Source organism: Paenibacillus wynnii (assembly GCF_000757885.1).
Lineage (GTDB): Bacteria > Bacillota > Bacilli > Paenibacillales > Paenibacillaceae > Paenibacillus_AQ > Paenibacillus_AQ wynnii.
On record NZ_JQCR01000003.1, the window covers coordinates 1,565,189 to 1,578,746 of the forward strand.

General features: G+C 47.1%; 15 protein-coding genes. 1 reads left to right on the forward strand and 14 read right to left on the reverse strand.

Annotated features, from left to right (window positions below; genetic code table 11):
* Positions 1-47: 47 nt before the first annotated feature.
* Positions 48-722, reverse strand: coding sequence for a hypothetical protein (locus PWYN_RS22600; protein WP_036656537.1), 675 nt, complete (start codon positions 720-722; stop codon positions 48-50).
* A 454-nt stretch (positions 723-1,176) separates the two neighbouring features.
* Between PWYN_RS22600 and PWYN_RS22605 the strand changes: the two genes are divergently transcribed.
* Positions 1,177-2,253, forward strand: coding sequence for a beta family protein (locus PWYN_RS22605; protein ID WP_036656539.1), 1,077 nt, complete (start codon positions 1,177-1,179; stop codon positions 2,251-2,253).
* Here the strand turns inward: PWYN_RS22605 and PWYN_RS22610 are convergent.
* The 13 genes from PWYN_RS22610 to PWYN_RS22670 all read right to left on the reverse strand — a co-directional run bounded on the left by PWYN_RS22610 (position 2,222) and on the right by PWYN_RS22670 (position 13,555).
* Positions 2,222-2,800: a sce7726 family protein gene (locus PWYN_RS22610; RefSeq protein ID WP_036656542.1), complete on the reverse strand. Its 579-nt coding sequence runs from the start codon at positions 2,798-2,800 to the stop codon at positions 2,222-2,224. The two genes, PWYN_RS22605 and PWYN_RS22610, sit on opposite strands and share 32 nt — an antisense overlap.
* A gap of 184 nt (positions 2,801-2,984) precedes the next feature.
* The gene (locus PWYN_RS22615) at positions 2,985-3,263 is read right to left on the reverse strand and encodes a holin (RefSeq protein ID WP_036656544.1); all 279 of its coding nucleotides are present in this window, start codon (positions 3,261-3,263) and stop codon (positions 2,985-2,987) included.
* Positions 3,264-3,286: 23 nt separating this feature from the next.
* Entirely contained in the window at positions 3,287-4,204 is a 918-nt protein-coding gene (locus tag PWYN_RS22620; protein ID WP_036656546.1) for a peptidoglycan recognition protein family protein, read from the reverse strand.
* Positions 4,204-4,488, reverse strand: coding sequence for a hemolysin XhlA family protein (locus PWYN_RS22625; protein ID WP_036656548.1), 285 nt, complete (start codon positions 4,486-4,488; stop codon positions 4,204-4,206). The genes PWYN_RS22620 and PWYN_RS22625 overlap by 1 nt, the downstream gene beginning before the upstream one ends.
* Before the next feature lie 106 nt (positions 4,489-4,594).
* Positions 4,595-5,401 (reverse strand): hypothetical protein, encoded by an 807-nt coding sequence (locus PWYN_RS22630; RefSeq protein WP_036656550.1) that lies wholly within the window; start codon positions 5,399-5,401, stop codon positions 4,595-4,597.
* Between the two features lie 14 nt (positions 5,402-5,415).
* Positions 5,416-9,192: a LamG domain-containing protein gene (locus tag PWYN_RS28320; protein WP_052088301.1), complete on the reverse strand. Its 3,777-nt coding sequence runs from the start codon at positions 9,190-9,192 to the stop codon at positions 5,416-5,418.
* 15 nt (positions 9,193-9,207) lie between these two features.
* Complete coding sequence (locus PWYN_RS22640; protein WP_036656552.1) at positions 9,208-9,504, reverse strand: hypothetical protein; 297 nt, start codon at positions 9,502-9,504, stop codon at positions 9,208-9,210.
* A complete protein-coding gene (locus PWYN_RS28325; RefSeq protein WP_052088302.1) occupies positions 9,504-10,334 on the reverse strand; it encodes a hypothetical protein in 831 nt (276 codons plus the stop codon). Before PWYN_RS28325 ends, PWYN_RS22640 begins: the two co-directional genes overlap by 1 nt.
* Positions 10,331-11,161 carry a baseplate J/gp47 family protein gene (locus PWYN_RS22650; RefSeq protein WP_036656554.1) on the reverse strand — a complete coding sequence of 277 codons (831 nt, stop codon included), beginning with the start codon at positions 11,159-11,161 and terminating at the stop codon, positions 10,331-10,333. Before PWYN_RS22650 ends, PWYN_RS28325 begins: the two co-directional genes overlap by 4 nt.
* Entirely contained in the window at positions 11,158-11,601 is a 444-nt protein-coding gene (locus PWYN_RS22655) for a DUF2634 domain-containing protein (protein WP_240479812.1), read from the reverse strand. Before PWYN_RS22655 ends, PWYN_RS22650 begins: the two co-directional genes overlap by 4 nt.
* Positions 11,591-11,932, reverse strand: coding sequence for a hypothetical protein (locus PWYN_RS22660; RefSeq protein WP_036656556.1), 342 nt, complete (start codon positions 11,930-11,932; stop codon positions 11,591-11,593). The genes PWYN_RS22655 and PWYN_RS22660 overlap by 11 nt, the downstream gene beginning before the upstream one ends.
* A gap of 2 nt (positions 11,933-11,934) precedes the next feature.
* Positions 11,935-12,915, reverse strand: coding sequence for an XkdQ/YqbQ family protein (locus PWYN_RS22665; RefSeq protein WP_036656559.1), 981 nt, complete (start codon positions 12,913-12,915; stop codon positions 11,935-11,937).
* A 1-nt stretch (position 12,916) separates the two neighbouring features.
* Positions 12,917-13,555, reverse strand: a complete 639-nt coding sequence (locus PWYN_RS22670; RefSeq protein ID WP_036656561.1) for a hypothetical protein — start codon at positions 13,553-13,555, stop codon at positions 12,917-12,919.
* Between the last annotated feature and the right edge of the window lie 3 nt (positions 13,556-13,558).

Sequence of the window (13,558 nt, forward strand, 5' to 3'; positions counted from 1 at the left end):
TGAATATTTCATTGTCAGGGTTCCATTTTTTTATTTTGTTTTATGTACTAAATATCAGAAAGATCTTTTTTCATTTGTTTATTTAGTTCGGCAATTACTTCGTTCAATCCACTGTTAAGTTGATCTCTTTCCCTGTAGTCACCTGGAGTGGGAAATTCACTATAGGCTAAAATCATTGCCAACGATTGAAAAACTTCGTCACTTTTCAGAGCAACATTCTCTGATAAAAATAATTCTGAAAACAAGAGATAGTTTTTAGCCTCCACCAGACTTTTCCTTGCGTCCTGTATATCTAACACTTTTAAATATGCTTTTAGTTCTTCAATTGCATTATTCTTTTGGTTATCCCAAAGACTCAATATTAGTTCTTGTTTACCCTCAACAACTTCCCTACCTTCCATAAATATCTTTATATCAGCCTTATTAAATTCTTCAAATGTCAACACTCTCCTGAAACCAAACAAGCTACGAATATTACCTTCAGCTATCAGAAGTAATTTAAACAGTTGAGGGTATATCTCATGTCTTTTTACTGAATATAAACTGTAATCGTGAATTTTCTTCTGAAGATCGAATTTTAGATTTTCTGTATGTACATTCAACTTTTGTTTATGATTCTCTAAACTTTTTTCACCTTTACTTTTTATGTATAATTGCACACCAGCATTTATTACTGCTGAAACAGTTACAGCTGATATTACTACGCTCCAGTCAAAGTTCATGAAAACATTCCTTCCTAGATATATTTAAAAATACCCCCATCGGCCGTAGTAGCCAACAGGGGTATTTGCCGATTCTTTCGGACTGCACGCTCGGTGCTTCCAATTCGTGTAAGAACACAATATCATGTTTGGGACAATCTGTAAATAACGATTTTCATATGCCTTGGTGAATTCCAGCTCTGATATATTGATCGTATTACTCAAGTGATCTCCTTGCTTCACATCTCGATGAAGTATCTCTTTCGAGTTCAAAAAAATCATCAACGAAAATCTTAACTTAGCTAAAGTTCAATAAAGAACTCTATTTTGGATCATATGAAACTAGCTTAACAGCAATGGCTTATTTTGTAAATAAACTTCCACATATCTCTAATTAGGTATTATGTTGTAGGATAATGTCGTCCAGAAGTCCTATAATAGTACTTTTATCTTATGAAGAAATGAGGAGGTAGAAATGTCATACAAAGAGAATTATGTTCCCGTAATCAAGTGGAAACAGGGAGAGCAGAAAGCAATTGAATGCCTTAGCGATGAATCAAAGAGCATAATTACACCCCTTATTGAAGTCGCGCCAATCGATTGGGATTTTGATAAGGGCCAGCCGAAGAAAACAATTGACGGTCATTTACAGAAGATTGGTGAATCATTACGTCAATGTTGGAATAATGATGGAGAGGTTTATATTGATTGTCTTTGGATTGATCAAGAGGAGAGAATGGCCGATGGAAATCACTATCTATCTCATATATTAAACTCTGGAAGAGAACATAGTGTGAAAATGGTACCTGTCTTAGGTACAGATAAGGACACAGAATACCAATCAGCTGTAGTTAATGCGATCCAAATTGATAACTTGGGAGTATGTTTTCGATTGGTAGGCGAGGATTTTGAAAATATAGGAAAAAATATAACCGATCTTCTTTCAATTGTCCAATTAGAGCCCGAAATGATCGATTTAATAATTGACTATGGTTATGTGAACCCTGCTGAAAGAACAAGAACATATCAATTTTTACATTTATTACTAAACAGTATACCAGTAGTTGATAGATGGCGAAAAGTAGTTTTGTTGGGGACTTCTTTTCCCAAAGATCTTTCAGATGTTGATGCGGATTCCGTTGATACCTTAGAAAGATCTGAATGGTTGATCTGGAAACGAATTATTTCAAATCGTCCAATCCGCTTGCCTGTTTTTGGTGATTATGGAATTTCTCATCCAGATATTCTCGAGGCTGATCCGAAATTCCTAAGAATTAGTGCTAACATACGATATACTGCGGATGACAAGTTTATCATTTTTAAAGGGAGATGGTTGAGAAAATTTGGGTATGATCAGTTCTATTCCTTGGCAAACCTTGTAGTTAATCATCGTGAGTATTATGGAAGTAACTTTTCAGAAGGAGATAAGTATATAAGCGATGTTGCAAGTGGTGATGACGGTCCCGGGAATCTTACTAATTGGAGAAAAGTTGGGACCAATCATCATTTAGCTGTGGTTATCAATGAACTCGCCAATTTGTCCTTGATTTAAGAGTTTTACGTACCTCATATTGCAAATCTACAAGAGAAAGATTTTCGGCCAAGGCTTCCCATAACACTTTTCTCGGCTTGCTTAAGAGACCCTTTTGCAAGCCTCTTTCCTTGAGAATAATAATAGCCTCATCTCTCCAAAGAAGCTGAGCAAGGGCTAAAGAATCAATACATGGGTTTTTTTGCGGCTCACGAATGGAAAAAAAGTGAACTACCCCATCCTCTTCCATCTCAGCCCGTGTTAAGCCCCACCAATCAGGAACCAAATTTATAATGCCCTCAACATATTTCGATGCTGTTAGGACAGTGACAGTATCAAAAACCTTACTGTATGCTTCACATTGTCGTGGAAGTCTTCCCAAGGTATCACTTTCGCTTTTAATTTCATATCCGTTGATTGCACCATTAACGACAGCGACATCAATCCTCGCATCGCCTTGGCAAAGGGCAAGTTCATCAAGAATTAGTGTATCTGCAATTTCGGTAGCATGCTCCGCCTTCAAACGTCGATGCAATGAAGTTCTTATATCTATGTCTTTTGTTTTCATGCGGTTCATCCCTTCAACAAATTTGAACGCAGTATCGGTCGGTATTGTAACACAAGATAACTATAATGTCATTAGAAATCCCCCATCCAGATGGCTGAAGGGGGATCAAGATGACAATTTTCAATAAAGCAATCATAATTCATCTGGGACAATCTGTAAATAAAATTCGCAGGCGCTTGGGACTTTACTCTTTGGTCGTTCCTGAACGATTACTAAAGGCCAGTTCAAACAAGCCTGTAGCCGACAACCCAGCCAATGCTCCAGCCCACAGCCGCAATACCAGCTGGAGATCGGTAAACGGATAAGCTACAGCTCCGATCAGCATACCTACAATGACGCCGATCAAGGGTATAATATTTTTAGGCAAGGTAATCGTGGTCTTAACCAACTGCACGCCCGCTAATACAAAAACGGAAAGCAGAGATGCAAACATCAGAACCTCCGTTAGATTTTGATTTTCCATATTACATCATCCTCTCATCCCTATTACTCTATTGGTATTCCAGCAGCACGCCGTAAATGATTAGCAGTGTTATTGTAATAAGTCATTACCGTCTTATCGCCTTTGAGTTTGGCAGCGAACCAGTCCGGAGAGAGCCATCTAAAGATAAGTTCCTGGGCGTTACTCTTGTACAATTGTTTAAAAGGTACTACTGATCCTTGCTGTAATGGAATACATGATGCCATTCGGAGATTATTCGCCAAGTTATGAAAATGCGTCATGCCCACCTGATCGCGTGCGTGTTGTGCTGTAAACCATGCAAGGGATACATACTCATCTATCAAACGCTGCGCCACATTAGCTGGCATTTGTGTAGCTTCAGGAGGAATGATAATAGCTGGTTGCTCCTTGATCTCAGATACCACATCGTACAGTAGATCCTTGAAAGTCTTATTACCAGTAACCAACCCCTGTTCACAGTCCCTCTTACGAGTTGGGTCCAGCTGCTTATGACTAGGAATATGGATCAGAGGATTAAGCCTCCACTTATCGCAGCAATAAGCCAGATACCACACATACCGCTTGTATGCCTCTGCAAATTCAATCTTACCGCCGTAACACAGCTCGATGCCAAGAGCAATATCGTTAGCATCATCACCATAAAGCTGGTTATCAGTCGTCACATTGTACAGGACGTGCCAGGCTTTTTCCGCTGGATCAGGCCCGGTACCTGTCGGGATGATCTCCAGTATCTTTTTATCATCAATAAATACCTGGGCAGACGCTGATCGATCAGTAAGATTTTGAAAATAGGTAAAATGATTATCCGCAGTCGCTCCTGGATTACCTGTATCATGGGCAACTAAAAAGCCCGGTACTCCGGAGGCTAACCGTGTGCCGGGCCGAACGTTTTGGCGTATATCTATATAACGCCGTTCGATTACATATTTATTTTTGATCATCACTTACCTCCTAATTTGATAGCAGCAATAATAGCAGCTACAACCACTGTAATAATTGACCCTCCGATAGTCCTCCAAACCCACCTCTGAGCTTCCTCCATACGATCAAGCCTATGATGAGCTGATTTTGTAGATTGCATAGCCTCTCGAGCTAAATCCCGTGTAGTCTCAATGGTCGTTGTAAGTGTCGGCACAGCTTCAAGTGTCTTTTCTATTCGAGCAAGTTGTATCTGTATCTCTACAAGCTTATCCTCTGTCCCCACAACTCCGCCTCCTACTGTCATATTTGTTCCCCCTCTCTACTTCTCCCTCAATATAAATAGCCCCCGGGTCGGCTCCGAGGGCAAAATAAAAACGCCTTTGTGGCGCTCTGATAATAAAATCAGTTCTTTATGCAAGGATCCCGAAGGCGTACACTTCCTTATAGCTGTCTGTCGTATTCGTGAATCGCACATACAATTCGTTGGTAGGCACGGGTAGCTGAGCGATCCCCTGGACGACTTCGGTAAAGCCGGTTACCGTGGCCCCGACTTCGACCGTGATCCCTGCCTGGGCTTCCAGGTAAAGCTGGATCGTGTCGGCTATTTTCCCCAGCGGTAACTTTGTTGTCCGACATTTTCCGTTCGGGTGAACCGCTAGTACACCGTCCCCCATATTGGCCGCATGCTCTGCCAGGTCCGTCGAAAAACCTGACGGTTCAAAATCCTCGTCATAGTAAACCAGTTGTACCCCCGAATAGGCCTTTTTGATGCTAATCAGCTTTGCTACCTGCAGTTCGTCGTAAGTAAACAAACTCGGCTGCTCCGTGAAGCTTACTTGGTACTGCTCGACGTTCGAAACCATGGCTGGCTGCAGTTCTTCCCACTCGACCGGGACTTGGGTGGTATTAGTTAAGAGAGTGCGGCTGCCGTCTTCGTTGACCAGGCTATATTCCTGGGTTCGTTCTTCCCAGGCTGTAGGAATTCGGGCCGTGATTACTTCGTTGTACGTTTCCTGGTTGTTTTCGTCCAGGATCGGCTGGCTTTTGTACAGCAGCTGGCCGTTTTCGTCCGCTTTTTGCTTTTCGCCGTTCGTCCAGGTCAGGGTCTTTACGGCCGTGATCGGGAAGGGTAGGGCCAGGGAATATTCGCAGGGACCGGCCGGGCGGTTAAGCCCTGCTACGGTGTGATCCTGCCGATTGAAAATTACGTTATCCATTCGGGTGATCCTCCTTAGTTTCTGATTAGCGGGCGTCCAGGTAAGCGGTAGTATCTGGCTGTGGATGCTCCCCCCAGGCCTACAAAAGTTAGTTCGCTGCGCTTCTTAATATCTACTCGCAGCATGATTTCCCCGTTATACTCGATTAATCGTGGGACCATACATAAGAATTCGGCCACCTTCGCAGCCCAGGCTGGTATGCCGTCGGTGTATACCCCTACAGAAACCCCGGCAGAGTGAGGGCATTCGATAGACCAGTAACGTAGTACGCTGTTATTGCTGTCTTCGTAAGGTATAGTACCCACTAACGCCTGGGGGTCTACTTTGTAATTCAGGTCGCTTTCCGGTCCTAGTATTCTGGTGATTATGTTAGAGTATTGGTTTACGCTACCGTACGCCCTATTCGTACCCGCGGTGGTAACTAGCCCCCGCATACCTTGCAGTATTTCCTTGAATCCCACCAGCGACGAAGCGTAATCCTGCGTCGGTACATATTCCCCGATAACGATAATGCCGTTATCTTCGTCGTTACCTGGGAACAGGCTTTCGACTTCTCGGGTCGATCTGCGGACGTACAGGACACCAGACAGGCCGTTGTCTCGGCGTGGGCTTTCAGGAACCAGGGTGTCGTAACCGGCTTTAGTGACTATATTCATGTCGATACTAACCCGGTCTACGTATAGCGTCGAAGCCGTCACACCATCGGACGGCTCCGCGAAGACTATAAAAGACATAAAGCCGTTGCCGTCGATACTGGTAGTCAAATTGGTCATGTTTTTTGTAATCTTCGTAGGGACTGCCGCCGTCGTAGAAACGCCATACTGGGGCAGTATTTGGGAGCCCCATTGAGACAGCGATACGGTCCAGTCGGTGGTGGTAGCTTTGTTACCTAACGGGCCGCTCCCGTAGACCCAGGCGTTAAAGGCAGAAGCGCCTATGTTAGCTTTTATCCAGGTTATTTTCTCCGCTATCGTGTAGGCTCCTGGAATTTTACCGAAAACAGACTCTACCGCTGTAATTACGTCTAGCATAACTACCAGCTGGGCCTGCTGGCCGTTAACCGCTGTAGTAACTACCTTCAAGGATGAATCCAGCGTTTTAATTGCGTCGTAGTCTGCCTGGGCTAATTCTGTACCTGGGGCCGTTGGCGTAGCCAGGGCGCTACCTACAGCGCTGTAAGCCTTGTTCGGGTTTATTGTCGTGCTTCCCGCAACTTTGCCCACAAAATCGTCAGTAATGGCCAAGGTTCCCGGTATTAGCTTCTTCCCGTTCGCTTCGCCCCCCAGGGCCTTCGTGTACACCTGGTACAGTGATCCCTGCCCCGCTGGCATGTTAAGGCTATATTCGATAATGATTTCTTCGACGTCCAGGCCGACAGGCAACGTTCCCAGGGTTACTTCGGCTTCGTTCGTTCCCAGGTTCGCCCAGGTTCCCGGTACGGTTGTCGAAGTACCCGCAATAATGGCCCGCACTACAGGGCTGGAAGTGCTGGCGGTGGTTTCGACTAACCAGCTACCATATGACCAGGTCGTAGCTGTGTTAAGGATTATTGTTCCGGCGGTGGTGTCTACAGCTGTTACGGTAAACACACCACTAACCCCGCCGTCGCTGGCCACTAACCGGATAGTATCGTTTACGGCTAGTTTACTCGTATCGCTTACCTTAACCACTGTTCGGGATGCTGTGTTTACTTCCGCGATATAAGCCAGCGCTGTATCCGTGTCAATAACTCCCCCGATAATCTCCCCCGCTAGACCCTTCACTTTGATTTTGTCGCCTGCTTCCCAGGCTGCGGTATTTACGCCGGTCCCCTTCGTAACCGTAACCCCGCGTTCCTGGGTTTGGTTCTGCACCTTGGCCGACGCGAAGGACTTCTGGGACGTCTGCGCATCGCTGTTGATCCGGCGCTGGTAGTTTAGGGCTGGCCCGATATCCGCATAGCCTGCAATAAAATCAGCGGGCAGCGTGGCGAAGGTCGCACCCCGGTCTATATTGCTGATCGAAACGTCACTCATAGAATACCGGGACGTGGCCCGGAATGACCCCGTCCCGCCGCTTGGCGCTCCTGTTCTTAGGTCGCCCAATATTACACTAACTGGTGCCTGGCCCGGCGTAGTGTACTCTAATGAAGTTCCGGCCAGCTTCCCATTTACGTAAAGTTTTAGCGAGTCTCCTAACTTCCAAGTAATTCTAATATGGTTTGTCCCATTCGGAATGGGGTTTCCTGAAGTGGTATATACTAGCGTGGTATCTACCGTGTCACTACCGTAAATATGGACGTTTGCAACACCTACCGAATTCAGATACATACCCAGCGCTCGCTGGCCCCCAGCAGAATCCAGGTTGATAAGGCCCTCGCTATTACCGGAAGCCGCCCCTTGAACAGTTAGGAAAAATTCCACGGTTCCTTCATTAGTCGAAGCAGCTACCCCAAATGTTCGCGGCGTCATAGTCCCCAAATTAAAACGATAAGCGCCGCCAGTCGGTCCAGGAACAAACGAACCGGTTCCCAGTGTTATAGGCCCCCCAATCTCTGCCGTGCTGCCGCTATCCAGGGAAGCGTAAAATATATGGTTCGCGTCAAGCGGTGTCTTCCGAACGCCTGCGTATGTTTTCCGCATGGTCTTTTTTCGCCCGACCTGGGAAGCACCCCGCAGGATTTGGTCTGTACCGTCGATCAGCAGCTGGTCATAACTTGGGGATACCAGGTACGTTTTATGCCGCAAATCGGTTATATCGCGATCGTCTATGATGTTCGCGTATAGGCTGTCGGGGCGGTCAGATAGTACATAATACCCGGTTATAGCTGTTCCACTACTTAAATTACTGGTATAGATATTTTGGGTTGTAATCGTGTTGTCTCCGTTTTTAGCGGTTACTTTATAAATTGCAACATTTGCGGAACTATTGAGGGTGTCCCCCACATTAATTTTGTCGTAGTTTGTAACGTTAGTTAACGTTGCAGTCCCACCAGGAACCGACGCGCTCCTATCGTGGGTAATATTAAAATATTCCCGCGCCCCGTTTGGATTGTTTACGCTGTAGGCCCCCGAATTCCGGCGGTTTACTTTGAAAAGTGGGATAGCGTACGCGTAGCCATCGTAGGTTTTCAAGGCGTCTTTACTGGCTACGGTTCCGTCCCCAGCTACGTACAGGCCTACATCATCCAGAGATACCTTCCGGCCAGCGCTGCCAGTGGCTCGTCTATTACCGTAGCCATAAAATACGGCTAGGGCGTCAGTTGTAATATCAGCTAAACCTCCTTGTCCTTTAAAATCGAGATTAGCAGCCCCCGCCCCTGAAACGAAGCCATCAATCGTATATACAGTAAAGTCCACGCTCGCCACGGTTCGAATCCGGCTTTTCCATTCCTGCGTTGTTTGGTCCCGCCAGGCTTCCAGAAATACCAGGTCGTCGCGTGTGCCTTCTGTAGGTGGGGCCGGCATAGTTACCTTATTAATACTTGTAGCTGGTGCATTTACTGCCGTGCCAGCAATTAAAGACAGGAAAGCCTTTATGCCGAATGCATTAGCCCAGTCAATACCGTAATTCACATAAACCTGCCCCGCTACTGCGGCCGCTACCGAACCCGTGGCGTTTTGGACATACTCCAGTACGCCGCTATGCGCCGTAACAGCCCCTAGTTCCCCAGCCGTAAGGGCCGTAGCATTCGCCAGGCCTTCTTCAATCTTTAACAGATTTCCAGCGCTTAAGGGTGTACCCTGCTGGACTACCGCCCCTTCACTGTCTACGATATGATCTTTCCACGCCGTTTTACTGTAAATTGTCATATACGATCAGGCCTCCTATACTCTTGTGATAGTGTACTTAAAGGTCACCAGCAGACCGTTAATCGCTGGCTTGGTGATGCTGTCTGGTTGGTCGTCGAATACTGCACCATCCTTGTCAATTACTTGGAATTTGGTGATTGTTCCGCTCACCGAATCGGCCATGTAAAATTGCAGCGTGATAACATCACCAGATAAAGTCAATGTCTGAATCGGCATGATCGTAACCGTGTTTCCAATGGTGTATGTGCCATGGGATATCATATTTTGAAGCCAGATTTTCATTTTGCCATGAGCCGTCGTGGTTAAAGACATTAAATGATCTCCTCCGTTCCCGAGTTTATTGTGCCAGTTAGCTTGTAGGCTACCTGCAGCTGCGTTTCATAAGATCCACTTACCGTCTCCTCGCTGCTATAGGTCACCACCTGGTCATTTGGTCGTATCGTTGGCGGGATGATAGCCCCGCTGCTACCTGCATACAACAGGCTTGTGATCGGGAAAGCGGCCTGCAGGACCAGTTCGTAGGTCTGCGCGATCCGTTCCTCACCGGAGTACAACGGCGGCGTAGGCAGTGTTGCTACCTTAGTCCCCTCATATAGGACGCCCGCGTAAAGCGCGTTACTCGCAAAAGCCTGGAAAGGGTAGTTGAGAACCGAATAATGCTCGGATATATCTATACGGCTGCTCCAATCCGGTGCCTTGAGGCTCACCGTCATAGAACGAATGTGGACAGGCCGAATATATTCAAAATTTCGCTTTAGCGATTCCTGATCAATAGGTTCTTCTGTTGAAAACTGTAATTCAATGACCTTGTTAATGAAATCCTCTTTGATCTCCAGAAGCTTACCGTGTTGATTTCCCAGATCACGTAAAACTGGAATCCGGAATGGACTGTTCCCCCAACGTTTTTGCCGAATGGCTTCCCTTCGGGAGCTATCAGACCCATTCATTTTGCGTCTGAAATAGATCCACTCCCATATAAATAAGGACCATGTCGCCCTGGGAAGGATAAACTGATCACTTAACTCATCAATCTTCTGCTCCCGAAGTTCCATTTCGTCTTCCATGACAGAAAAGTGACGGTCGGCCATGTCTATCTCATACCAATATGCCGGCAACATGCCGCTGTACCGTTCAGGGATCACAATAAAACCACCTCTACACGAGGAATGGAGGAAGGCGTCATCTCGACATCTTCCTCCATTCCGTTGAGAGTATAGTTTTCATAATCCTCCACTCCAGCTACAAGCAGCAACGAGCCGACATAGTTATAAGCCAGTTTGGTTCGCTCACTTACATATTCCATGATCCGCTCCTGTATAATAGCGGTCATTTCAACAAGATCCGAACCATCGACAGTAATAAGCTGGGTCTCCACCACGACAACAAAGACCGGTGCAGGATGCACCTCCAAATCATGACCAGCGATTCGCCACTCCTCCCACATCCAAGACTTTACCGTCTCAGCGAATTCTTCAGTAATCGGCTGGCCAGCCAGATCCGTGAGGTACAGATCAATGGAGTTCTCATTCCTCTCTTTCTCCCGGGCTATAGCGGAGCCTACTCCCTCCATATCCTTAGCCCATGTTTCATAATCTTTACGGCGTCCGCTGCCCACTTCCGTCACAGCGCGTTCCAACATCCGGAGGCGCAACGTGTCGTCGTCTTCCCCTTCTCTTCTTGTTACCCCCGCTGCCCAACCATGGCCATCCAGATACTCCGCATCCGCCCAGATCGGAAAGCCCTGAAGAAACCCATATGTCCACAAGGCCTGCTGCTCTGCAATCTCAATGGCCAACGGGTACCACAGGTCATAAAAATACTCGCCTTCATCCATAGGCGGCGGGGGAAGGCCACGCTCAACTGCCAGGGCAATAGCTCGATTGACCCAGCGTCGATAAATATCCTCTGGTGTCTCCTGGAGGATCGGCATGTTCGGCAGGGCTGGCAAATCTGATAGTTTAATAGTCATGTGCTAATCGCCTCCTCCAGTTCAGCATTGCCGGCTAAGCCTGATAAAGATATGTTAAGCAGTACCACCTTCTGTCCTGAGCGCTGCATTGACCTCACTTCGGCCCGCTGGATCTCCGCATGGGCCTTTAACGCCTCTTCGATGTCACGCTTAATTTCTACGTCCTCCCAATCGGACCACTCGGAACGTTCGACGCCGACCTCTTCGCCATACACCGCATAGCGAAAACGCTCGGTATTCAAAATCTTGAGCGCCGTCTGCAGCAGGTACTCTTCATAGGTACAGGTCTTTTTGGGATAACCCGCATCATCAAGCACGGCACATCGATTTCGATAATCGATGACGTATGTCCATTTGGTCTCAGAGACGACGGACTCCGCCAGCTCAATGCCATCAAGGTCTGTAAAATCCAGAACAGGAAACAAACCATCATCCGCCACTGCCGCCCACATCCTTTCCATGAATGTAGTATCGCTGTCCGGTCAACCGGGACACAATGAGTCGGTCGCCCACCTGCAAGGGGCTGGGGAGGACTAAGACACCTGTAAGCGTAGAGATAGCCGGTTGCTTAACCTCAAACACTGTATCAATGCGACGTTCCTGCAAATACTCTGCGAAGACGAGCTTGTCGGCGGGGTAAGGCTCCTGATCGCCGTCAACTTGAATCGTCGGGCTCTCCGGCCAGCTCAGCAGAGTGGCCCTCTCAGTATCCCGGGCATCGATGTGACCAGCTGTCTTTTCCCGCAGCAGCTTAAGCGCGTCATTCAACATGGCTACCCCCTCCTTTCCAGTTCCAGCTTCACGGTGTATATTCCGTTTTTGAAACTTGAATCCGCACTCTCCACAATCCACTTGGACGTATGATCCGTTTTGATCAGAACCATCCAGCCGGCGCGAAGCCCAGCCAAAGAATGATCTTCGTGCTTGACCGTAATCTTCTTGATCTGCTTAGCCTGCGACAAAGTCTTCAGGCGCTGCGTAGCGATCGTGGCCGGGTCCTCATCTTCTTCCACCTCGATGATTTCTTCCATCCGGCCCATCGCCTGCAGAACTCCTTCCGCTGTTTTGGTGACGGAGGAAGCTAGTTTGTCATCTTTATATTTTTGTGCCGTCACTACCGAATAGGTATCCTCGATGCTATAGCCGGCTGTGCTAGCCTCCATCTGCTCAGGAATAAATACGGGAACACGGGTATTACTCCCTTCCCGAACGACCTGCAGATAAAATCCGGTATTAGTCCGAATAACACCGACATGATATCGGTAGCCACTACGCTCATATGCCTTTTGCAACACGTCCAAAATGACCTCCGAATGAAACATCGTGCCGTAGCGCTCATCCAGATTAAAGCCGAAAACAGGACAGCGGAAATCGATGCCGGTTGTTTGGATGTACCGTTGCAGCTCCACGCCGGCTTCCCCTTTGAGGTAAGGACGAGCTCCCTTGTTCTTGGCTAGGTACCAGCTGATCTCCCGGGCTTCAAGCTCCCACTCATCCGTAAATTCATTTCGCTCATACTTGATGATCGGCCCGTGGAAAAATTGGTTCTTATGGTGAAGAACTCCCACCCCAGCCAACTGCTGCGAAAAGCACATCAGCATACCGGCCACTTTAATGTTTACCGCGTTCCGGAGCCGGACGGTCATGCTGCGAGTTATCTCATCCCGTGCTGAAGACCAGGATACGTCAATCACCGCATCCGTCAGTAAAATCCTTTTGCTCTCTTTTCCATATAGAACCGCAAAATTGTCCACGCTACGTCCCGCCCTTTACGCTGGAATTCTTTGTCAAGATACGTTCTTTCTGAACGAGGTAATCAAAGTTCCCTTTGGCGTTGACGGCAGCCGCTTTCGCTTCAGCCTTTTTCTGCTTTTCGCTCTTCGCTGTCTCATTTTTTTTGTCCTTCTTCCCGCTGGTATTCGGCCTGCTCTTAGACGATTTCGTGATGATGACACCAGGCTTCAGTAGTTGCTTGGTATTTGAATAAGACACGATCTTTACCGGATCGAATTCAATAAAATTAAAGTTTATATGCAGATTCGCTTGACCGTCTTTATACGTCGCTTCAAAACTTTCAAACCACATCGTCTGCGAGAACAGAGATTCAAAATTAACGACAACCGGCTTAGCCTTCCATTCCTCCATAAGCTTCCATGCTTGCTCTGGGGACTGATAGACGGCCGTTTCTTTCCCTGTCTCCCACAGCTCGTCCCATCCACGCGGAAAAATCGCAGAAAAAGAGACCCGCTTCAGTTTCGAAGTGAGTCTCTTACCGGTCTTTTCTTCCCCGGTTATGACGGTGAAGGTCTCGACCTCATTGCTGGATGTAATTTGGATCTCCGCAGGCGTAATCGGGAAGGTAAAGCGATTCTTGTCTCGAATCATGGTCAACATATG

Excerpts from the sequence above, each read along its gene's own strand:
- PWYN_RS22600 (WP_036656537.1), bottom strand. The coding sequence starts at position 722 with ATGAACTTTGACTGGAGCGTAGTAATATCAGCTGTAACTGTTTCAGCA.
- PWYN_RS22605 (WP_036656539.1), top strand. The coding sequence starts at position 1,177 with ATGTCATACAAAGAGAATTATGTTCCCGTAATCAAGTGGAAACAGGGA.
- PWYN_RS22610 (WP_036656542.1), bottom strand. The coding sequence starts at position 2,800 with ATGAAAACAAAAGACATAGATATAAGAACTTCATTGCATCGACGTTTG.
- PWYN_RS22615 (WP_036656544.1), bottom strand. The coding sequence starts at position 3,263 with ATGGAAAATCAAAATCTAACGGAGGTTCTGATGTTTGCATCTCTGCTT.
- PWYN_RS22620 (WP_036656546.1), bottom strand. The coding sequence starts at position 4,204 with ATGATCAAAAATAAATATGTAATCGAACGGCGTTATATAGATATACGC.
- PWYN_RS22625 (WP_036656548.1), bottom strand. The coding sequence starts at position 4,488 with ATGACAGTAGGAGGCGGAGTTGTGGGGACAGAGGATAAGCTTGTAGAG.
- PWYN_RS22630 (WP_036656550.1), bottom strand. The coding sequence starts at position 5,401 with ATGGATAACGTAATTTTCAATCGGCAGGATCACACCGTAGCAGGGCTT.
- PWYN_RS28320 (WP_052088301.1), bottom strand. The coding sequence starts at position 9,192 with ATGACAATTTACAGTAAAACGGCGTGGAAAGATCATATCGTAGACAGT.
- PWYN_RS22640 (WP_036656552.1), bottom strand. The coding sequence starts at position 9,504 with ATGTCTTTAACCACGACGGCTCATGGCAAAATGAAAATCTGGCTTCAA.
- PWYN_RS22650 (WP_036656554.1), bottom strand. The coding sequence starts at position 11,161 with ATGACTATTAAACTATCAGATTTGCCAGCCCTGCCGAACATGCCGATC.
- PWYN_RS22660 (WP_036656556.1), bottom strand. The coding sequence starts at position 11,932 with ATGTTGAATGACGCGCTTAAGCTGCTGCGGGAAAAGACAGCTGGTCAC.
- PWYN_RS22670 (WP_036656561.1), bottom strand. The coding sequence starts at position 13,555 with ATGTTGACCATGATTCGAGACAAGAATCGCTTTACCTTCCCGATTACG.